This window comes from Streptomyces sp. KR55 (assembly GCF_052245645.1).
Classification (GTDB): Bacteria; Actinomycetota; Actinomycetes; order Streptomycetales; family Streptomycetaceae; genus Streptomyces; species Streptomyces flavusporus.
The window spans coordinates 11611-28349 of record NZ_JBQQCE010000067.1 but is presented as its reverse complement, the minus strand read 5'-3'; the positions used below and the strand labels follow the sequence as shown (position 1 = coordinate 28349).

Below are 16739 nucleotides of genomic sequence, written 5' to 3'. Positions count from 1 at the left end.
CTGTTGCACGAGCGGCACAGCACCCGCAGCGGTCCGGCCTCCGAGCCCCCCGCGCCCGGAGGCACGATGTGGTCCGCCGTCAGGTCGTCGGCCGGGTGCGGATCGCGCTGCCAGCCGGGGCAGACGAGCCCGTTCTCAGCGACCCACGCGCGCACCGCATCGGCCCTGCGGATCCGCTCGCGCCGCGTGTACCCGGGCCGCTTCCTCGGCCCCGCCGGTACCCGCCGCTCGGCACGTTCGCCCTGATGACAGCGGGGGCAGCGGCCACGGACGGGCTGTCGGCAGCCGGGGCAGATCGTCGGCGGCTGCATGATCACCCGCCCGAGAAAAAATGGTCGAGCCGAGTTCGCGGTGAATAGCGATGCATGGATATGCAGTGCATGAGTATGCGGCTAATCCACTGGAGCTCGCTTCGGCGGATTAGGAGCCCCAGACCCGTACCGGATTCCGGCGGTAGAGCGAAGCGGGGTCACCGGGCCGGCCGATCTTCTCGTGGGGGTGGTGCCCCCCTCCCCTGCCACGGCACGCACCGTATGTCCGTTTCGCCGTGTTCTCGTGGCGAGCGGGGTGCACGGCCGCATGGCCATGCATGAGTATTCGGCGCATAACTATGCATGCTCCGGGGGGAGTTGATCCACTATGCAGGGCTATGCACTGGGTATGCAGTGGGGGTGGGGTCGGGGTACCGGACGGCTGAGACGGCCGATGCGGAGGCCAGGTGCTGCCGACGGGGTGGGTGCTGGTGCGCTGCGTTGGTGATGCTGATGCATCAGGCGATGTGATGTGGCTGGTGAGGCACTACGTGCACCATGACACAGAATGCGCACGCAGGTGATCGCCTGTCAATACTCGCTGGTCATGGGCCTTGACAGGTCAGGCAGCGGGCTGCTTGGGGTTGAGGGCGTCGGCGAGGTCGGCGAGGTCCCACAGCGCGAGGGCCTGACCCTGCTTGGGGTTGGCCTGGTGGTCGGCGGGGCGCACGCTGTGGCGGGATGCCCAGGCGCGGAACTGGCCTGGCTTCATGCCGAGGGAGTAGGCGGCCTGGGCGGTGGTGACGAGGGGCCGGCCGTCCCGGCCAGTGCGCGTGGTGCTCACGCGTCCAGTGTGCCGAGCCGGCCGTCGAGTTGCCCTGGGGTCCCTACGTCTGGGGAGTGTTGGCGGTGCACCCGCCGTACTGTCGTGGTGCTGGCGTTGTGCCCTGGCGGGTCCGAGGCAGCGCGTGGGGTGGTGCCCGCGCGTCGGGGCCCCCGACGAGAGCCGGGGGTCTCGGCGGTGCCGGTATGTCACAACACCGCCACACCCTCTACACGTTGGGCACATCCGTGCGCATCATGCCCACTGACACGAACCGCCTTGGGGGGACCATGCGCCGTACCGTCGCCATCATCAGCGCCTCTGCCGTAGCCGTAGCCGGCGGGATCGCCGGCACCGTCATCTGGCTCAGCCAGCCGACGCAGGCCGAGATCGAAGAGGCCTGCTACAACGCCATCACTAAGGAGTCCACGGAGACGAACCGGCCCGACGAATGCGAGTCGCTGTCTGACGACGACTACGGCACCCTGCGCATGGGCTGGTTCCTGGAGAACGAGGGGCTCGGCAACGTCGACGAGGACCCGGGAGACCTGCTGGACTACAGCGACGACGGCGAGGTCAACGGGTCCACGGGCTGACCGTTCACGCTGCGGCGCAGGCCTCACGGTCGCCTTTCGAGGGCTCGCGCTCAGCGTAAGCGCTGCACCAGGGCTGCCGCTATCACGTTCAGTCACAGCCGCAGCGCAGCCATGCAGAGTTCGTTACGCCCAGGGTGTAACGAACTCTGCACCGACTCGCGTTGCTGATCACTCACGGTAACTTCATCGGTCAGTCGTCGGCCCTGCGGTAGGCGCGGCGTCCGGCGAGCGCCGTGGTGATGGTGGCGCCGTACCAGCGGTGTGCGCGGCTGGAGGTGTCGTCGGCGGGCGGCCAGTGGCCCTTGGAGCGTTCAGCGCGGATGGTGGCGGCCGTGACGCCGGTCAGTGCCTCGATCTCCTTCGCGGTGTACAGGCGGCGCGGCTCCAGGGTGGCCGGGGGCCGCTCGATGTGCTCGTGGATCACCTGGTCGACGGCGGCCGGGTCGAACAGCAGCTGCTTGCCGCGCTTGCCGATCGGGGCGGGCCACTCGGGGTGGCGTGCCCACCGGTTCCGCACGGTGGCTTCGGCGCGGCCGTGGCGGGCGGCGATCTCGGCGTACGTCTCGCCGATGGGGGTGCCTACCATGGTGGTGTCCGTCCCTTCGTGGATGGTTGGTGACCGGCAGGGGTTTTGCGGCGGGCGCTGCGGCGTCCGTGGGCTTCGGCCCGGCCCCTGCCGGTCGTCTGATCTTGCGGGAAGGCCCCCGGCGGCTGCCGGGGGCCTTCTCTGTCAGACGTCCGGGTCCTCTGCCAGCAGCAGGTCTTCCACGGCGTGGAGGCCATCGTGAGCGATCGCGATCTGGAGCCGGATCTCCAGGCTCAGGATGTCCTCGCCGGTCTCCAGGTACCTGGAGAAGAGGTGGGAGGCGGAGAGCCAGTGGAGGGACGACGTCCAGATCCCGGACTGGATGAACTCGTGGACCGGTTCGTCTTCGATGACCTTGACGACCCGGGCGACCGCTTCGTTCATCTCCGTGCCCCGCAGGGTGTCCCCCTCGAACTCGGGGAGCTGGATCGGGATCGGGAGCAGCAGGCACACCCGGTGGAGCAGGGCGTAGACCGCGAGAAGTGCGTTGCCCAGGTACTGGGTCTCCCGCTCGGACTCGTCAGACATGTTGTCCGTCCTCTCTTGAGTTGTGGTGGTTGGTGAAGGTCTTCGGGTTTGCGGCCCTCGCTCCTTCTGCCTCTATTATGAACCCTTCCTGCATCGCTTTGCAACACTTCCGGGCGAGAAAATGGCCCCAACTCCCCTCGGGAGCGGGGCCGTTGGCGATCAGGCCCGCTGCCAGCCCGACAGCCGGTCATCGTCGCCGACCACGGCCGTCAGCCGCATGCCGGGCAGATCGCTCACCGGCACACCGACCGCCGCGGCGATCTCGGCGGCCGGGTAGCGCTCCGGCTCGCCGCGCTCGGCCGGCGGGACGTCGGCGACGACTTCGGCCTGGTCGCCGAACAGCAGCAGGACTCGGACAGTGACGCGCTCGATGGTCATGGGCGCCATTCCTCTCGGTAGTCGGGGTGGTCGGCGTACGGCAGGGCAAGCAGGCGAAGCGTCGGGCACGGGAACGGCTTCGCCGACCTGCTCCACGTTCGGTGCCCGTCAGCGTCGTCGTCGAAGTCTTCTGGACCCGCGCACGTGGTGCAGTCCCCGAACCGGTCCGGCTGGTGCTCGGCGAGGATCCGCCGCTTGGCGTCGATCTCGGCGAGGACGCGGGCCGGGTCATGGCGGGCGATGTGCCGCGCCACACCTTCGTCGTCCGAGGCCGCCGGGTCGACGTGCGTGACCACGCCGTCGTCCATCGCGTCCTCGATGAACCAGCGCTGGCCGTTGTCCCGGGCCCCGAACGGTGAGGGCTCGGCATGCCAAGCGTTCGCTTCATCAGCCCACGACGCTGCGTGCGCGATTCGCTCGTCTTCGTCGAGCCGGGCGCGCACGAACGCCACCAGGTCAGCTGTCACCGGGCGCCTCCCAGATCACTACGGGCCCCGCGCCGTGGCCCTCGGCGACCTTCACGATGCCGGGGTTGATCCACATCACGGTCTTCATCGGGAGGTCGAATGAGGTGAGCTTGAAGCCGGCGCGCTCGGCGGCGTCCGCGAGCACGTCGTCCGGCCCGTAGTCGACGCCGATGGAGCGCATGTAGGAGCCGAAGTCCGGCTCGTCGGGCCGCCAACTGTACTGCGCGACGTGCTGCTCGATCCTGTCGGCGAGGGCAGTGCGGAACGCGTCGATCTGTTCGGGGGTGCGCTGCCGTCTGCCGTGCTCAGTCGCGACGTTCGCGAAGGCCGTGCTCAGCGGTGCGCCGACGTCGTGCTGCGGGAGCGTGGCGAGCTGCTCGGCCCACCAGTTGGCGGCGGCCACAGCTTCAGGGCGCGGAGTCATGGGCTCATCATCTCCGAGTCGAAGAGGGCGGGCTGTCGTTCCGTCGGGCGCGGGGGCGCGACCGGGTTCGGGCGGGGCTCCGGCTCGGCCTCGGCGCGCCGGCGCTCGGGCTTGGCCGGGGCCTCGCCGGTCTTCGGGCAGGGGCAGCGGCACCACCACATGCAGGGTTCGCCGCCGGGGCGCGGGATGAAGGTGGCGACGTGCCTGCCGTGCTGGTTGTGCACCGACTCTTCGTTGTCGTCGATGTCGGGGCCGCCCTTCTGCCGGTGGATGCACAGGTCGCACCGGTGGTTGAGGCAGTTCCAGCAGGTGCCCTTCTCGCACAGGGACCAGCGCCAGAAGCCCCACGGATACTTCCGGTCGATCTTGTGGAAGGGCTCGGTCCACACGTGCTCGCGCACCCAGGCGCCCTCGGCCTCCGGCATGGGCGACGGGTTGGGCACCGGGTCGACGATGCCGAGGATGAGCGCCCCGTGCAGGTTCAGGAGCTTCGTGCGCCGCACGACGTCCCACTCCGCCTCGGTGAGCTTCCGCTGGGGGCGTATCGGCGCGGTCACCGGTTCCTCCGGCGGTCGCGGGCGAGCAGCACGAGCACGACGACGATGGCGAGCAGGAACAGCAGCGGGCAGGCTGCGCCGAGGATGCGGGAGGTCATGGGATCCTCGCCTTCTGGGGCTTGTCGTCGTACCACTTCGCGATGGCGGTCAGGTGCCAGACCCGGTCGTCGTCGGGGCAGCGGTACGCGCGCCGTTCGGACTGGAGGGTGTGCATCTTCACCACCCGCTTGATCGTGACCTCGACGATGGCGTCCTTGGCGATCGCCTCGCTCGGGTATCTCCGCTTGTCGCAGGTGCACTTGGACGTGAGCCGGACCCGCTTGGTCTTCGGGGGCAGCTGGAGGGTCGCCGCAAAGTGCTCCAGGCCTGCGAGGTTGACGGGCCGCCAGTGCGGCGTGCCGCGGCCGGCGGCGGGCAACACGTAGCGCCGGGCTCCAGATGCGCCGCCGAGGCTGGCGGTGACCATGATGACGGCGTCCCGGTGGAAGGCTTCGAGACGGGCCCGTTCGTCGGTGGCGGTGACGACGATGCGCCAGCCTGCCCGCTCCAGCAGTTCCTCGTATGGCACGAGGCGCTCCCGTGGCGGCAGCGCCGGCTTCGGCTCGGCCGACCCGGCCTCCGCCTCGGCGGCAGTCACGCGTGCGGCGTGCTCGGCGATGACCGCGGCCCGGGCGGCGGCCTCTTCCGGGTTGAGGAGTCCGTCGCGGGCGAGGGCGCGCCATAGGCCCGGCGGCCTCGGTATCGGGGCGCTCACCGGTCCGGCTCCTTGCTCGGCACCGAGCAAGCGTCGTCACCGCCGGCGCAGCGCACGCCGTCCCGGCCGGCGACGTGGACGTGCTCGCCGGCCTTCACCGCCTCGTCGACGATCGCCGCGGTGATGGCGGCCTTGCCAGTCTGGCGGGGCCTGAGCGCCTCGCCGATCCGGCGGAGGGCGGCCTCGAGGGCGGTTGTGTCCGCGAGCAGGGTGACGACCTGTACAGGCTCGCGTACGCGCCCGCGCTCCAGCTGGGCGAGGGCGCGGTCGACGTCCGGATACGGGCGGTAGTTCATCGTGGGGCCTTCGGGTCGTACGGGTAGAGGTCGACGTGGTGGACGCGGGGCGCCACGCCGTGCGGATAGAGGCCGAACTTCCAGGCGCCTTCGTAGGCGCGGGCGAGGACGGCGACGGCGAGCCGTACGGCGTCCTCCTGGCTGTGCCCGGCCTCGGCGAGCACGGCGAGGCCGGCGCGCAGCTGGTCGTCGTACGCCACGGTGAGACGGTCGTCGGCGGGTGACGCAGGTGGCGCATCGTCCGGGACGTCGTCCGGCTCTTCCGGCGCACTCTCCGGCTCGGTGGCGGCCGGTTCCGGCACAGACTGGCTGTCCGCCTGGCGGATGGCGCGCAGGTCGCGGAGCACGGTGTCCTTGCCGACGCCGATCTGATCTGCGATGGCGCGGCTGCTCAGTGTCGGGTCCTGCTCGATGAGCTGGCGCACGAGGGCCTGGCGCACGGCGGGCGTCATGGCGGGCGGCTGGCTCACTGCGTCGCCCCCTTGCTGTCGCCGGTGGCGCGCGTCGGCGCATCCTCGTGTGCCGCGGGGAAGACGTCAGGGTGCGCCGCCTTCCACTTCAGCCAGCGGGGCAGGGACTCGTCGCCGATTGTGTGCTTGCGGTCCATGACCTCGACGAGCGAGTGCTTTGCCAGCCTCTTGTAGTTGTGCTGGCCGCCGCGCAGCCGGGGTGCGACGGGCACCCAGAACGGGCCGTACTCCCAGCTGTTGAGGCGGTACGACCAGTCGTCGTCCGCCCACTTGTGGAAGATGACGGTGTTGCAGCCGCCGTCCACGTCGAGGGGGCGCTCGGCGAGGTGCTGCTGGTAGCGCTCGTTGAACCAGTGCTCGATGTACTCGCGAATGAACGAGGCCAGCATCTTCGCTTCAGCGTCGGTGGGCCAGGCCTCGGACTCGCGGTCGAAGCAGGCGATGTACCGCCACCTGGGGTGCACGCCGGTCACCGGGATGCGCAGCTTGGCGAGCGGGTCATCGCGGTCGGCGTCCTCGTCGAACGGCCAGTCGGCGGCCATCAGCTTTCACCGCCTTCGGCCTCGTCGAGGATGAGCGCGGCGGCCTGCTTGGCGGACATCAGCCCGTTGCGCTCGGAGACGGCGCGTCGGATCCACTCGGCCTCGGCGGTGTGGCCATGCGCGTCGAGCAGCTCGGCGGCGTGCTTGCCGTGCCGGATCCGCTTCTCCGCCACGGCGTCCGCAACGAGCTTCGCGGCCGGGTTCGCGGCCAGTTGCGCGGCCTCCCAGGCGGCGGTACGGGCCTGGTGGACCTGGGAGTTGCGTACGCGGGTGCCACTGTGGCTCGTGCACAGTTGGCCGGCGGCCGAGCCGCAGTCCGGGCAGGCGACGGCGAGCGGCGGCAAGTTCTCCCGCTGCCAGTCGTTCGGGGTGGTGTCCATGCTCAGTCCTCGAATTCGGGCAGGCCGCGGATGTCCAGGCCCATGGGGGAGGCTGCGGAGTGGAGGTGGTCCACGGTCTTGGTGAGCAGCTCGGCGGCCTGGACGGCGGTCTTCAGCGCGGCGCGCAGGTGCTGCACGGCCTTGGCCGGGTCGCCGCCGCCGTCGATGAGCAGCCGGCTGTCCTGGTGCGTGCGCTCCACGGGGCCGGCGGTCTGCTCGATGGCCTGGGGCAGCATGCGGATGAGGTGGGCGAGCTGGCCGATCGCGTTGTAGGAGTGGCCGGGGTACTGCCAGTCCTCGCCGGTGATGATCGTCGCGTGGTTGAACTCGCGGATGAAGTCGGCGGCCTGGGACAGCTGCCGTTCGGGCGTCGTCATGAAGGGCTCCCGTGGGCGGTTGGGGCCCGGCGGCGGGAAGCGAGTCGGTGCGCCGTAGCGCGGTTGCATGTCCCGTCGCCGGGGAGTCACGCTGGCGGGGCTCGAACCCGCGACCCAGGACTTATAAGATCCGCGCTCTACCAACTGAGCTACAGCGTGTCGATGTTGAGTTGTGCGGGCCGCGCCCCGGTGCGGTGGGGGGAAGCGGGGCGCGGCCCTGGAGGGCGGCCGGGCCAGGGGGGAGGGAGCCCGGCCGCCGGTCTCGGTCAGCTCTTGCGGAGCAGCAGGAGCCGCTTGTGGGCCCGGGTCTTGGTGTCGTCGTCGGCGCCTTCCATGACGGCGGTCGCCCGGAAGATCTCTTCGGTCATGGACTTCGGGGGGCGGCGGGGCGCGAGGTGGTCGAGGTAGCCGGTGATGGCGCGCTCGGCGGCGTAGGCGGTGCGGCCGACCCGCTCGGTCTCGGTGCGGAACAGGTCGTCGAGGGCGCCGAGCCGGGCGGCGAAGTTGTTCTTCTTCGCGTCGCTGGCGTCGTCGTCGAGGGGCCACAGGTCGGCGATCACCTGGTGGAAGTCGGCGACGGCGATGTCCGTGCGGGCGAGCGCGGTCTCCTCGTCGGCGAACCGCTCGAAGTACTTCACGGACAGGCCGAGCGTGCGGCGGGCCTCCTTGATCTCCGAGGTGGCCCCGGCGGTGTGGCGGACAGCCCAGCGGGTGACGGCGTCGCGTACGGCGAAGCGCTCGGTGTTGGCGCAGACCGGCCGCCAGGGGGTGACGACGCACTGGAACTGGCCCTGCCCGCTGTGGTCGTTCATCACGGCGACGTACGGCACTACGACGTCTCCGATGCCGTCAGCGTCCACCGTCACGGTCTCTGGAAGGCGGATGGAGATGAACACGCGCTTCCCGCCGCGCAGCGGACCTGCGGACTCCCAGACGACGTCGTAGCGGCCCACCAGTTCCTGGAGGAACTCGAAGCCCTGCCGGTTCTGGATCGGCTGGTACTTCCGGCCGACGACTCCGAGGGCGGCACCGGTGTCGGTGCGCACGGTGTGGAACTGGTCGGCGTGCTCGCGCAGTTCCCCGCCCCACCGGTACAGCGCGGGGACGGTGTCCACGTCGAAGTCCAGGCCGGACAGCTCCAGCACCTTGTCGATGTCCGTGGTGCCGCCGGGGATGATCTGGCCGAGGCCGTGCCAGGCCGGGGACGACGCGTACAGGGCGATCGTGCCGTCCGCGCGGGAGTCGAGGCCGTGCTGGGCGATGATCCCGTCGATCTGGCCCTGGGTGTTGCGGGAGACGGTGAAGGTCTCCCCGCGGTCCCAGCCGGTGAGTACCTCGTACCGGTCCTGGCCGACCATGCGGATCTCGCCCCGGTCGATGCGGGCCTGGAATGCGCGCTCGCGCTGGCGGACGGATTCGATCTGCGCGGTCTTCTCTGCGGCGAACGCGGTGTTGACGTCGGTGATGGTCACGGTGCCCCTCCAGGCTGGTCGGTTGTGTCGTTGTGGGCCCGGTCGGAGTCGAACCGACGACCGGCGGTTTTAAGGCGCCTGCTCTCACCGCTGAGCTACAGGCCCGGGGTGGCGGCCGGGCGGGGGGTTACCCGGCCGCCGGTCTGGTGCTCAGCCGCAGGCGGCGGAGCGGGTGATGGACTCGCGGCGCACGTGGTGCGGGCCGGACAGCTCGCCCCACGGGTCGACCAGCGCGAAGCGGAGGTCCGGGATCCCGAACACGTCCATGGCGCGGCAGATCTGGCAGGGGCAAGGGATGGCCAGCCACAGGCCGTGGCGGCTCTCGATCGAGCCGTGGTAGATGACCAGGTCACCGGGCCCGATCAAGTCGATCGAACGGATCAGCGTGTCTGACATGACTCCCCCTTCGGCGGTGGGTGCGGGCGGCGGGTGGGCTACGGGTGGCTGCGGAGCGGGCCCCTGGTCGGGGTCCACCGCATCGCGTCGACGCTGGTCAGCCGGGGCGTCGGGGTGCGGCGGGGGCGGACGACCGGAGCGGGAGCGCGCCCGGCCGTGCAGCCGTACAGCTCCCACGCGCGGGCCAACACGTGCTGCTCGCCGGGCGCGTAGGTCATGACCTGCCGGAAACGGCCGTTGATGAACCGCCAGGCCCGGCCCGGCTCCCGGCCGTAGGTCTGCCGGTAGATCCGCGCGGCGACGCGACCGAGGGGGGAGCCGTAGTTCCAGTCGGCCGGGAGCCCGCGCCGTACGAGGTATTCGGCGACGGTGATCCTGCGGTTCATGGCACCCCCTGCGTGGTCTACCGGGGCCGTTGACCCGGCCCCATGTAGAAAATTGTACGAGGAAGTACTAGTCACCACAAGACATCAGTCGTGATTTCTTTGACAACTCCCACACCCCGCGCCCCCGTTGACGATCAACCGCCGATCACCGGCGCCCCCTTATGACGCCCTGTTCTCGGTGAGCAGGTACAAGCGCGACCCCTCGTACCGGGCGGGCCGCCCGGTCTCGTCGTCGGCGCACTCCGAGTTGACGCACCATGCGCGCGGCCGGTCGTCGTCCGGGCGGCAGTGGATCGTGGCCTGACCACACACCAGGCAGCGCACCCCGCGCATCTCCCGCGACGGCGACTGGAGACCGAGCACGGTGCGCACGGTGGAATGCCACAGCCCTACGGTGTGCGTGACCTCACCGACGCGGCCGGTCGCCTCCGCGCCCGCAGGCAGCGCCTTCAACGCCCGGTCCCAGCGCTGCATGTGCGTCGAGCCGCGCAGCTCCATGTCGAGGATCCGCGCCTGTGCCTTGATCGCTTCGGACCAGTGCATGGGGTCCAGTGAGGCCGGCGGGCGGGAGCCGGGCGTGGAGTGGCCGCCGGCCTCGCGTGGCTGGGCGGTGCGCAGGGCGAGTTGGTCGAGGCGGTGGATGAGGCCGGGGCCGCCGTCGCCGGGGTGCTGTCCGTCGCCGGTGTAGCGGTCGACGAGGTCGGCGACCAGGCCGTCAAGCGTCTGCATCGGTCACCTCGTACTTGTACCGCTCGTACGGCGCGTTCTCCTTCGCTGCCAGGTCGCGGGCCGCCGCCTCCGCCTTGGCGCGTGCCTTCTCCTTGGTACGTGCGAAGCCGCTGCGCTGACTGCCGAACGGGATGTACGCCTGCCACCACCAGGCCCAACCGAAGATGCGCCGCTCGAACCAGCCGTGATCCGTGCAGCCCTTGATGGTGATCTCGGCCTTGGTCTCAGGCATCTGCGGCCTCCGCCTCGCCCGTAGGGAAGGCGACGCCGCTCCGCTTGGGGCTCTTCGGGCGCTCCGTCTCGAACGAGACGATCACCTCGTCGTCGGACGCGCTGATGTGCACGTCCTCGGTGCGCTTGCCGCGGGCGGCCTGCTGGGCGCGCTCGGTGTTGGCGACCGCGACGGCCTTGTCCACCTCCGTGTAGTGCGCGGGCGACTTCAGCACCCACTCGTGGCGGTCGATCGTGATGACGCGCTTCTCAGCGTCCATCGGCTTGCTCCTTGCGGTGGTTCTCGTTGGCGGGGGTGCCGTAGCCGGGCTCGATGCCGAGGGCGCGGCAGCAGGAGACGCAGCGGCGCCGGCCGAGGCGGGAGAACAGGCCGGGCATCTGCCAGCGGCGGCGCAGCTTGCAGGCAGCGCGGGCGGGGACGCCGGGCCAGTAGCACAGCCGCTCTCTGGCGTCCTCGTCGCTGGGGTCGATGACGGCGCCGGGGATGGCGTGCAGACGCCGCCATTTCCCGCAGCACAGCCACCAGTGCCCGGCGTTCTCTTCGATCGGGTGGGACGTCACAGATGCGTCTCCCCACGGGCCAGCGCGCGGTTGGCTTCCTGCTCGGCGGCGCGCTCGGCGACGTCGTAGCCGAGGTACTTCGTGAGCTGTCCGAGGACAGCGCGCGCGGTGGCCTCGGGGAAGGGCCGGTCCCGCCGGGCGTTGGCGACGATGTTCACCAGGTCCAAGAACAGCGCCGTGGGCACCAGCTGGTCGCCGGGCCACTCGACGCGGGCGCCGTGGTAGCCCTTCAGCAGGTCCTCCAGGGACAGGGCAGCAGTGCCGAGCCCGTACTCGGGGTCGTCGGCAACGATGACTTCGCCGCCAGGGAACTCGGCGCCGTGGATGATGCTGCCGTTGTGGTGGAGGCGGAAGCCGCGGGTGAAGGCGGGTTGCATCGTCACCCCCTCCCCACGCCGTATCGGCGTACGTCCCGGATCGCGTCGCGGATGTGCGGCGGGTCCGGGTGGACGTGGATGACGACGGTCGTCTTGGGGGTGTCCTGGGCGCGCCGGGTGGGCGGCCGGTGCTGGCAGGCGCACCGCGTGCTGGGGACGTCGGGCTCGCCGCAGTGGCGGGCGCCGGGCACGCCGTCGGCGGCGTCGCGGCAGGGACGGCAGATCACGGGTGCTCCCGGGGCGTGTCGTCGGCGGTGAGGTTGGCGGTCTGGGCGTTGAGGAGTCCGGCCCGGATGGCGTCGCGGAACAGCGGGGCGGCGGCGTCGCATTCCGGGCCCTGCTCGCGGCAGAGCGCTCCGTGCAGGCCGTCGTAGAGGGCTTGCACGGCGGCCGGGCTGTCGGCGAGTAGCGAGGCTGCGGCTCGGAGTTCTTCGCTCGGGGTCGTGTGCTTCCCGGTGAGGTCGCGGGCGGCGTCGATCAGGCACTGCCGGGGCACGATCACGGCCCGCTCGTCGAGGCCGATGCTGGCGCCGTGGGCGGCGAGCGCATCGGTGACGACGGTGCCGATGCCGGGCAGCTTGCCGATGATGAGGAAGTCGCCGGAGGCGAGTTCGAGGACGTCGGGGCAGTTGGTCGCGGAGGTGCTGCCTCGCTCGGCGGGGGTGCTGCCGAGCCGGCGGACGATGCGGGTCACGGGTCAGGCCTCCATCTCGTGCGGGCAGTCGCAGCAGCCGCCTCGGTTCTGCGTCTTCGGGTCAGCGCGCGGGGTGAAGGTGGCGGCCGAGTTGTCGAGCCGCACGGTGACGCTGGCCGGGTCGTCGCTCTGCTGCTCGGGGAAGAGGACATGGCAGTCGCAGAGGAGTGCGCCCCGGGTCTGGGCGTAGTTGCACTTTGGGTTGTGCTCCTTCAGGGGCACGGCGCGGGCCACGCGCCAGCCGAGCGGGAAGTCGAGGACCACGCCTGGGTGGTGCTCCCGCATATGCACGATCATCTGGCGGCGTGGGATGAGCGGGCCGCCCTCGCAGTGCGGGCACGGGTCCCGCACCTCGATGCCGGTCAACGGGCCCTGGTTCGGCGGGCCGTGGTCGGCGGCCAGTGGCTCGGCCCCGTCGGGGCATACCTCGCCCTCGTGTTCGTAGGCGCACTCACCGCACGTCCCGCAGGCGTGATCGGGGTTCGAGCAGCTGCTCGCAGTTGGGCGGGCTGACCCTTGCAGGGTCGCGAGCAGGCCAATGGGCCGCCCCGTGCCGTCGCCTTCAATCAGGTCGTACGAGGGGTCGTCGGCCCGCGGGTCACGCCTCACGCGAGCGAAGGCGCGCTCCCAGTTCGAGAGGTCGACCGTCAGGTGGGCGAAGGTCAACTCCGTCTCGCCGTCCAGTTCGTCACGGAGTTCGGCGCCGGCGGCCCGCACGAGGAACATCGACGCGCCGTGCGCGGCCTGCCAGCGGCTCGCGAGCGCATGGGCACGTCCGACCATGGCCTGAGCGTCGTCGCGATCCCGCAGCACCGCCTCGACTATCGGCATGACGGCGTCAGCGAAGGTCGCACAGTGGCCCTCGGGATGGTCAACGACGGTGCCCCTCGCCTGCCACGCATCGAGCAGCGCGGCGGCCATCTGCCTGTGCAGGTAGGCCCGTTCCGCCTCGGGGCCGAGCAGCTGCGTGGGCACGTCGTACGCCTCAGCAATGTGGGCGAGGCCCTCGCGGCGTGCGGCCGCCACATCGTCTGTCCACACGATGCGGGTGGAGCCGCCGTGGCCATGGATCTTCGTGACCGGGCCGGTGCCCTTGTGGTGCCACACGTCGGTCTTCGGCTCATTCATCGGGGGCCGGTCCAACCAGTGCGTGACAACCCAGCCGTCAGAGAACTGGACGCCCTCGGCGACGACGCCTTCGCCGGAGATACCCGAGACGTCGTGGTCCCGGTACAGGCGGAACGTGGCCAGCTTGGGGGAAGCGCTGCTGCTCATCGGTGAGCCCCTTCACTGAGCGGGGAGGCCACGCGCTGGCGTGGGATGGGCAGGGTGAGCGTGGTCTCCGTGTCGGGATCGAGCAGCTTGGCCACGGGGATCTGCTCGGTGTCGTCGTCCGGCGGCGCGGCGGCGGGGGTGGTCGCGGGCGCCGTGGCACGCGGGGCCCTGCGCTTGCCGGTGCCCAGCCAGGGCACGAGGGCGATCGGGACGACGGTGGCCAGGGCGGCGCCGAGGCCGAAGAGTGAGGTGTTGCCGAGGTAGCCGCCGCCGACCATGGCGGCCGTCCCGGCCACGACGCTGATCTGTCCGAGTGCCCAGCGGCGGCGCATCGTCATGGGGGTGATGACGGTCTTCCGGCCCTGGCGGCCGGTCCAGCTGGCGTAGTGGCGGCCGAGGATCCACTCGCGGACGAAGCCGCACAGGTACAGCCACTTGTTGTAGTAGTTGACGATCGTGTACGGGACGACGCCGAGGACGGCCTCCTTGATGCCGACGACGGAGGCGACGAAGCCCATCGACACCACCGTGTGCACGGCCGTCCAGAACACGAACGCGCGCAGCAGCGACTCGTTGGTGCCGGTGACCGCGGCGTGCACCAGCATCGCCTCGACGACGAACAGCGACACCAGGTCGAAGATGGCGCCGCCGACCACCAGCAGGCTGCGCCAGTTCCGCAGCTGGCGCCGGTGCTTGGCCATGTTCTGGTAGTAGCCGGAGGACCAGCGGCGCATCTGGTTGCGGTAGGTGTGGAAGTCCTCGGGATCGAGGGTCCAGGCGAGGGCGTCGCCGGTGTAGTCGAGCCGGTAGCCGGCGCCGTGCAGCGCCCAGGTGGCGTCCATGTCGGCGGTGATGAGCCCGTTGGGGAAGCCGCCGATGCCCTGGATCGCCGCCGTGCGGAAGGTGTAGCAGGCGCCGGTGAGGACCTGGATGCGGCCGACCTTGGCCTGGCACAGCCGCCACCAGCGGCGGCCGAGCGCGTACGCGAAGCGGCGGGAGCGGGTGAAGAACGCGGCTTGCGCGCGGCCGAGCAAGCCGGTCTTCGTGTACGGGACCTGAGAGCCCTGAGCCGGGAGGATCGTCGAGCAGGTGGCGTCCAGGCCGTCCCGCTCGATGTGCTCCACCATCAGCCGGATGCAGTCGGGGTCCGGCCACGTGTCGCCGTCGAAGCCGACCACGAGATCGGTGTCGATGTCCCACAGGGCGGCGTTCTGCGCGGCGGCCTTGTCCTTGAAGTCGGTCTCCAGGACGACGTCGGCGCCGGCCTGGCGGGCGAGCTGGGCGGTGTTGTCGGTGCAGGCGTCGGCGACCACGACGATCCGCTGTACGGGGTAGGTGCTGGCGCGCACCGCGGCTATGCATCTGGTGATGGTGTCCACCTCGTTGTGGGCGGGGACCAGCACGGTGACGGTGAGGCTCACTGTCCGTCCCCCTGCCTGCGGCCGGCGCGCTTCGCGGCACGCTTGGTGACGAAGCCGGTGACGGTGGTGGCGATGGCGACGACGGTGAGGATCGCGGCGCCGATGCCGGTGTGGGCGAGTCCGATGTACAAGGGGGTTACTCCTTCGGGTGGTTGGTGGTGCCGCGCGCTTCGATGGCGCGGCAGGTCTTGAGGTCTTCGCGGCTGATGCGCCATGCATCCCAGGCGGTGACGGCGCGGGAGAAAGCGGCGTGCAGGGCGATACCGACGGCTACGAAGGCGGCCAGGCAGAGCAGGACGATGAGGCCGCCGGCCGCGCCGACGAGCAGGACGTCGCGAGTGGTGAGGACCGCCATCACGTCCCGCCCCGGCCGGCGCGCCCACTGCGGAGCGCCGACCACACGGCGGCCGCGGTGAACACCAGGCCGCCGGTGAGGAAGGCGACCGCCCAGACCTTCAGCTCCCGGTAGGCGGCGTCAGCGCCGCCGAGCATGCAGGTCAGGGCGAGCAGCGCGCAGAACCAGGAGTCGGGCAGGCCGAAGCCCATGGCGATGACGGCGATCACGCCGACGGCGATCGCAGCCCAGCTGAGCAGGGACATCAGGTTCCTTGCAGGGGTTCGTAGGTGTCGATGGAGATCGGGACGGTTTCGACGACTCGCAGGCGCCCGCGCGTGAACATCAGCTCGGCACCGGACTCCAGGGCTTCGAGCAGTTCGAGGTCCTCGGGATCGAGGTCTTCGTACGAGCCGTCGAAGTCGTCGGGGTCGAGGTCCTGTTCGAGGCAGGCGCAGTAGCCGTCCTCGCAGCCGTCGTAGGGGCAGTCGGTGAAGATCGGCAGCTGGACCGTCATGGCGACCGCCCGAAGATGGCCTTGTAGGCGGCGTCGGCCCGCTGATTGGCCTCCCGCATCGGCCGGTCGGCGAGGCAGCGGCCCGCAACGCATCCGGGCACCTCACAGGTGCGGGTGAGCCGGCCGACCGGCTCTCGCCCGTTATGGAGACGGAAGGCCACCTTGGGAGCGGGGATGCGCTGGCTGCGGTAGCACAGCATCGGGAAAGTGCCGTCCATGTAGCCGGTCCAGCGCAGGTGTCCGCCGTCGACCGACTGTGTGTTCTTGCGGAAGGCGTCCTCGATCGATGCGTAGCTGCTGCGCGGCCCGCGCTGCGGGGCTGGCATGCCCAGTGCCTTGCGGGTTCTGCGGACGGTGCCTCGGTCGACGTGCAGCTGACGCGCGATGTGACTCTCGGGGACGCCCTCCCGCAGCAGCTCGGCGATGTCGGCGCGGACCTTCATGACGCCGTCCTCTTCGGCAGCGGCTCCGGGTCGGGCGCGTTGGCGGTGCGTTGCCGACGGTTGCCGTGCTCGCGGTACACCTCGCCGCTCCAGCACTTGGAGTCGATCGGCTCGTCGAGCCACAGGTGCCTCACCAGCGCGAGGTGGGTGCCGCAGCGCTCGGTGCCGTCGAGCCGGATCGGGTCGCCGTCGTCCTGGCGGTGCTGCGCCGTGTCATCGAGACGGTGCCGCTCGTCGTACGTGAGGCCGGCGGCGACGCCGTCCCGCTGGTCGCGGTGCAGGCCGCGCTCCGTTTCCTTCGTGTAGGCCAGGCACTGGGAACGGACGGGGCAGCGGGCCACGCAGACGATGCGGGCTTCGTGCTCACGGCTGGGATCGTCGAAGATCTCCCGTTCGTCCAGGCAGACCGCGCGCTCCATCCAGTCCAGGGGGCGGGCCGCGATGTCGGGGACCTGTCCGGTGTAGTTGGCCATG

32 protein-coding genes and 2 tRNA genes are annotated in these 16739 nt (G+C 70.7%); 1 reads left to right on the top strand and 33 read right to left on the bottom strand.

Annotation, left to right across the window (positions count from 1 at the left end; all coding sequences use genetic code 11):
- Positions 1-873: 873 nt before the first annotated feature.
- Complete coding sequence (locus ACTWQJ_RS12845; protein ID WP_443306761.1) at positions 874-1095, bottom strand: hypothetical protein; 222 nt, start codon at positions 1093-1095, stop codon at positions 874-876.
- A 236-nt stretch (positions 1096-1331) separates the two neighbouring features.
- Here ACTWQJ_RS12845 and ACTWQJ_RS12840 point away from each other — a divergent pair, with 236 nt between their 5' ends.
- Positions 1332-1670, top strand: a complete 339-nt coding sequence (locus ACTWQJ_RS12840; RefSeq protein ID WP_443306760.1) for a hypothetical protein — start codon at positions 1332-1334, stop codon at positions 1668-1670.
- Between the two features lie 190 nt (positions 1671-1860).
- Here the strand turns inward: ACTWQJ_RS12840 and ACTWQJ_RS12835 are convergent, their stop codons facing one another.
- From ACTWQJ_RS12835 to ACTWQJ_RS12680, 32 genes are all read right to left on the bottom strand, one after another.
- Complete coding sequence (locus ACTWQJ_RS12835; protein WP_443306759.1) at positions 1861-2256, bottom strand: helix-turn-helix transcriptional regulator; 396 nt, start codon at positions 2254-2256, stop codon at positions 1861-1863.
- Positions 2257-2400: 144 nt separating this feature from the next.
- Positions 2401-2784 (bottom strand): hypothetical protein, encoded by a 384-nt coding sequence (locus tag ACTWQJ_RS12830; protein WP_443306758.1) that lies wholly within the window; start codon positions 2782-2784, stop codon positions 2401-2403.
- Positions 2785-2943: 159 nt separating this feature from the next.
- Positions 2944-3162, bottom strand: coding sequence for a hypothetical protein (locus ACTWQJ_RS12825; protein WP_443306757.1), 219 nt, complete (start codon positions 3160-3162; stop codon positions 2944-2946).
- A complete protein-coding gene (locus tag ACTWQJ_RS12820) occupies positions 3159-3629 on the bottom strand; it encodes a DUF6221 family protein (RefSeq protein ID WP_443306756.1) in 471 nt (156 codons plus the stop codon). Before ACTWQJ_RS12820 ends, ACTWQJ_RS12825 begins: the two co-directional genes overlap by 4 nt.
- Positions 3619-4053, bottom strand: a complete 435-nt coding sequence (locus ACTWQJ_RS12815) for a hypothetical protein (protein ID WP_443306755.1) — start codon at positions 4051-4053, stop codon at positions 3619-3621. The genes ACTWQJ_RS12820 and ACTWQJ_RS12815 overlap by 11 nt, the downstream gene beginning before the upstream one ends.
- Complete coding sequence (locus ACTWQJ_RS12810) at positions 4050-4610, bottom strand: DUF6248 family natural product biosynthesis protein (protein WP_443306754.1); 561 nt, start codon at positions 4608-4610, stop codon at positions 4050-4052. Before ACTWQJ_RS12810 ends, ACTWQJ_RS12815 begins: the two co-directional genes overlap by 4 nt.
- A 94-nt stretch (positions 4611-4704) precedes the next feature.
- Positions 4705-5364: a hypothetical protein gene (locus tag ACTWQJ_RS12805; protein WP_443306753.1), complete on the bottom strand. Its 660-nt coding sequence runs from the start codon at positions 5362-5364 to the stop codon at positions 4705-4707.
- A complete protein-coding gene (locus tag ACTWQJ_RS12800; protein WP_443306752.1) occupies positions 5361-5660 on the bottom strand; it encodes a hypothetical protein in 300 nt (99 codons plus the stop codon). Before ACTWQJ_RS12800 ends, ACTWQJ_RS12805 begins: the two co-directional genes overlap by 4 nt.
- A complete protein-coding gene (locus tag ACTWQJ_RS12795; RefSeq protein ID WP_443306751.1) occupies positions 5657-6130 on the bottom strand; it encodes a hypothetical protein in 474 nt (157 codons plus the stop codon). The genes ACTWQJ_RS12800 and ACTWQJ_RS12795 overlap by 4 nt, the downstream gene beginning before the upstream one ends.
- Complete coding sequence (locus tag ACTWQJ_RS12790; protein ID WP_443306750.1) at positions 6127-6672, bottom strand: hypothetical protein; 546 nt, start codon at positions 6670-6672, stop codon at positions 6127-6129. The genes ACTWQJ_RS12795 and ACTWQJ_RS12790 overlap by 4 nt, the downstream gene beginning before the upstream one ends.
- Positions 6672-7052, bottom strand: coding sequence for a zinc finger domain-containing protein (locus ACTWQJ_RS12785; protein WP_443306749.1), 381 nt, complete (start codon positions 7050-7052; stop codon positions 6672-6674). Before ACTWQJ_RS12785 ends, ACTWQJ_RS12790 begins: the two co-directional genes overlap by 1 nt.
- A 2-nt stretch (positions 7053-7054) precedes the next feature.
- A complete protein-coding gene (locus ACTWQJ_RS12780) occupies positions 7055-7429 on the bottom strand; it encodes a hypothetical protein (RefSeq protein WP_443306748.1) in 375 nt (124 codons plus the stop codon).
- An 86-nt stretch (positions 7430-7515) separates the two neighbouring features.
- A tRNA-Ile gene (locus ACTWQJ_RS12775) sits at positions 7516-7588 on the bottom strand.
- A gap of 107 nt (positions 7589-7695) precedes the next feature.
- Positions 7696-8901 (bottom strand): DUF932 domain-containing protein, encoded by a 1206-nt coding sequence (locus ACTWQJ_RS12770; protein WP_443306747.1) that lies wholly within the window; start codon positions 8899-8901, stop codon positions 7696-7698.
- Between the two features lie 33 nt (positions 8902-8934).
- Positions 8935-9006 (bottom strand) — tRNA-Leu (locus ACTWQJ_RS12765).
- A gap of 45 nt (positions 9007-9051) precedes the next feature.
- Positions 9052-9297, bottom strand: coding sequence for a hypothetical protein (locus ACTWQJ_RS12760; RefSeq protein ID WP_443306746.1), 246 nt, complete (start codon positions 9295-9297; stop codon positions 9052-9054).
- 38 nt (positions 9298-9335) lie between these two features.
- Positions 9336-9683: a hypothetical protein gene (locus tag ACTWQJ_RS12755; RefSeq protein WP_443306745.1), complete on the bottom strand. Its 348-nt coding sequence runs from the start codon at positions 9681-9683 to the stop codon at positions 9336-9338.
- A 159-nt stretch (positions 9684-9842) separates the two neighbouring features.
- Positions 9843-10412, bottom strand: coding sequence for a DUF7341 domain-containing protein (locus tag ACTWQJ_RS12750; RefSeq protein WP_443306744.1), 570 nt, complete (start codon positions 10410-10412; stop codon positions 9843-9845).
- Positions 10399-10644 (bottom strand): hypothetical protein, encoded by a 246-nt coding sequence (locus ACTWQJ_RS12745; protein WP_443306743.1) that lies wholly within the window; start codon positions 10642-10644, stop codon positions 10399-10401. The genes ACTWQJ_RS12750 and ACTWQJ_RS12745 overlap by 14 nt, the downstream gene beginning before the upstream one ends.
- Positions 10637-10903, bottom strand: a complete 267-nt coding sequence (locus ACTWQJ_RS12740) for a hypothetical protein (protein WP_443306742.1) — start codon at positions 10901-10903, stop codon at positions 10637-10639. The genes ACTWQJ_RS12745 and ACTWQJ_RS12740 overlap by 8 nt, the downstream gene beginning before the upstream one ends.
- A complete protein-coding gene (locus ACTWQJ_RS12735) occupies positions 10893-11204 on the bottom strand; it encodes a hypothetical protein (RefSeq protein ID WP_443306741.1) in 312 nt (103 codons plus the stop codon). The genes ACTWQJ_RS12740 and ACTWQJ_RS12735 overlap by 11 nt, the downstream gene beginning before the upstream one ends.
- Positions 11201-11587, bottom strand: coding sequence for a hypothetical protein (locus ACTWQJ_RS12730; protein ID WP_443306740.1), 387 nt, complete (start codon positions 11585-11587; stop codon positions 11201-11203). Before ACTWQJ_RS12730 ends, ACTWQJ_RS12735 begins: the two co-directional genes overlap by 4 nt.
- Positions 11584-11808, bottom strand: coding sequence for a hypothetical protein (locus ACTWQJ_RS12725; RefSeq protein ID WP_443306739.1), 225 nt, complete (start codon positions 11806-11808; stop codon positions 11584-11586). Before ACTWQJ_RS12725 ends, ACTWQJ_RS12730 begins: the two co-directional genes overlap by 4 nt.
- Positions 11805-12275 carry a hypothetical protein gene (locus ACTWQJ_RS12720; protein ID WP_443306738.1) on the bottom strand — a complete coding sequence of 157 codons (471 nt, stop codon included), beginning with the start codon at positions 12273-12275 and terminating at the stop codon, positions 11805-11807. Before ACTWQJ_RS12720 ends, ACTWQJ_RS12725 begins: the two co-directional genes overlap by 4 nt.
- 3 nt (positions 12276-12278) lie before the next feature.
- The gene (locus ACTWQJ_RS12715; protein ID WP_443306737.1) at positions 12279-13550 is read right to left on the bottom strand and encodes a hypothetical protein; all 1272 of its coding nucleotides are present in this window, start codon (positions 13548-13550) and stop codon (positions 12279-12281) included.
- Positions 13547-14971 (bottom strand): glycosyltransferase, encoded by a 1425-nt coding sequence (locus tag ACTWQJ_RS12710; RefSeq protein WP_443306736.1) that lies wholly within the window; start codon positions 14969-14971, stop codon positions 13547-13549. Before ACTWQJ_RS12710 ends, ACTWQJ_RS12715 begins: the two co-directional genes overlap by 4 nt.
- Positions 14968-15102, bottom strand: a complete 135-nt coding sequence (locus ACTWQJ_RS12705) for a hypothetical protein (protein WP_443306735.1) — start codon at positions 15100-15102, stop codon at positions 14968-14970. The genes ACTWQJ_RS12710 and ACTWQJ_RS12705 overlap by 4 nt, the downstream gene beginning before the upstream one ends.
- 5 nt (positions 15103-15107) lie before the next feature.
- Positions 15108-15326, bottom strand: coding sequence for a hypothetical protein (locus ACTWQJ_RS12700; protein ID WP_443306734.1), 219 nt, complete (start codon positions 15324-15326; stop codon positions 15108-15110).
- Positions 15326-15571 (bottom strand): hypothetical protein, encoded by a 246-nt coding sequence (locus ACTWQJ_RS12695; RefSeq protein ID WP_443306733.1) that lies wholly within the window; start codon positions 15569-15571, stop codon positions 15326-15328. The genes ACTWQJ_RS12700 and ACTWQJ_RS12695 overlap by 1 nt, the downstream gene beginning before the upstream one ends.
- Positions 15571-15822, bottom strand: a complete 252-nt coding sequence (locus ACTWQJ_RS12690) for a hypothetical protein (protein ID WP_443306732.1) — start codon at positions 15820-15822, stop codon at positions 15571-15573. The genes ACTWQJ_RS12695 and ACTWQJ_RS12690 overlap by 1 nt, the downstream gene beginning before the upstream one ends.
- Positions 15819-16265 (bottom strand): helix-turn-helix domain-containing protein, encoded by a 447-nt coding sequence (locus ACTWQJ_RS12685; protein WP_443306731.1) that lies wholly within the window; start codon positions 16263-16265, stop codon positions 15819-15821. The genes ACTWQJ_RS12690 and ACTWQJ_RS12685 overlap by 4 nt, the downstream gene beginning before the upstream one ends.
- Complete coding sequence (locus ACTWQJ_RS12680; protein ID WP_443306730.1) at positions 16262-16738, bottom strand: WhiB family transcriptional regulator; 477 nt, start codon at positions 16736-16738, stop codon at positions 16262-16264. The genes ACTWQJ_RS12685 and ACTWQJ_RS12680 overlap by 4 nt, the downstream gene beginning before the upstream one ends.
- Position 16739 lies beyond the last annotated feature (1 nt).

Coding starts and splice junctions, on each gene's coding strand:
- ACTWQJ_RS12840 (WP_443306760.1), top strand. CDS start 1,332: ATGCCCACTGACACGAACCGCCTTGGGGGGACCATGCGCCGTACCGTC.
- ACTWQJ_RS12835 (WP_443306759.1), bottom strand. CDS start 2,256: ATGGTAGGCACCCCCATCGGCGAGACGTACGCCGAGATCGCCGCCCGC.
- ACTWQJ_RS12830 (WP_443306758.1), bottom strand. CDS start 2,784: ATGTCTGACGAGTCCGAGCGGGAGACCCAGTACCTGGGCAACGCACTT.
- ACTWQJ_RS12825 (WP_443306757.1), bottom strand. CDS start 3,162: ATGACCATCGAGCGCGTCACTGTCCGAGTCCTGCTGCTGTTCGGCGAC.
- ACTWQJ_RS12815 (WP_443306755.1), bottom strand. CDS start 4,053: ATGACTCCGCGCCCTGAAGCTGTGGCCGCCGCCAACTGGTGGGCCGAG.
- ACTWQJ_RS12800 (WP_443306752.1), bottom strand. CDS start 5,660: ATGAACTACCGCCCGTATCCGGACGTCGACCGCGCCCTCGCCCAGCTG.
- ACTWQJ_RS12790 (WP_443306750.1), bottom strand. CDS start 6,672: ATGGCCGCCGACTGGCCGTTCGACGAGGACGCCGACCGCGATGACCCG.
- ACTWQJ_RS12785 (WP_443306749.1), bottom strand. CDS start 7,052: ATGGACACCACCCCGAACGACTGGCAGCGGGAGAACTTGCCGCCGCTC.
- ACTWQJ_RS12780 (WP_443306748.1), bottom strand. CDS start 7,429: ATGACGACGCCCGAACGGCAGCTGTCCCAGGCCGCCGACTTCATCCGC.
- ACTWQJ_RS12760 (WP_443306746.1), bottom strand. CDS start 9,297: ATGTCAGACACGCTGATCCGTTCGATCGACTTGATCGGGCCCGGTGAC.
- ACTWQJ_RS12755 (WP_443306745.1), bottom strand. CDS start 9,683: ATGAACCGCAGGATCACCGTCGCCGAATACCTCGTACGGCGCGGGCTC.
- ACTWQJ_RS12750 (WP_443306744.1), bottom strand. CDS start 10,412: ATGCAGACGCTTGACGGCCTGGTCGCCGACCTCGTCGACCGCTACACC.
- ACTWQJ_RS12745 (WP_443306743.1), bottom strand. CDS start 10,644: ATGCCTGAGACCAAGGCCGAGATCACCATCAAGGGCTGCACGGATCAC.
- ACTWQJ_RS12740 (WP_443306742.1), bottom strand. CDS start 10,903: ATGGACGCTGAGAAGCGCGTCATCACGATCGACCGCCACGAGTGGGTG.
- ACTWQJ_RS12715 (WP_443306737.1), bottom strand. CDS start 13,550: ATGAGCAGCAGCGCTTCCCCCAAGCTGGCCACGTTCCGCCTGTACCGG.
- ACTWQJ_RS12700 (WP_443306734.1), bottom strand. CDS start 15,326: ATGGCGGTCCTCACCACTCGCGACGTCCTGCTCGTCGGCGCGGCCGGC.
- ACTWQJ_RS12695 (WP_443306733.1), bottom strand. CDS start 15,571: ATGTCCCTGCTCAGCTGGGCTGCGATCGCCGTCGGCGTGATCGCCGTC.
- ACTWQJ_RS12690 (WP_443306732.1), bottom strand. CDS start 15,822: ATGACGGTCCAGCTGCCGATCTTCACCGACTGCCCCTACGACGGCTGC.
- ACTWQJ_RS12685 (WP_443306731.1), bottom strand. CDS start 16,265: ATGAAGGTCCGCGCCGACATCGCCGAGCTGCTGCGGGAGGGCGTCCCC.
- ACTWQJ_RS12680 (WP_443306730.1), bottom strand. CDS start 16,738: ATGGCCAACTACACCGGACAGGTCCCCGACATCGCGGCCCGCCCCCTG.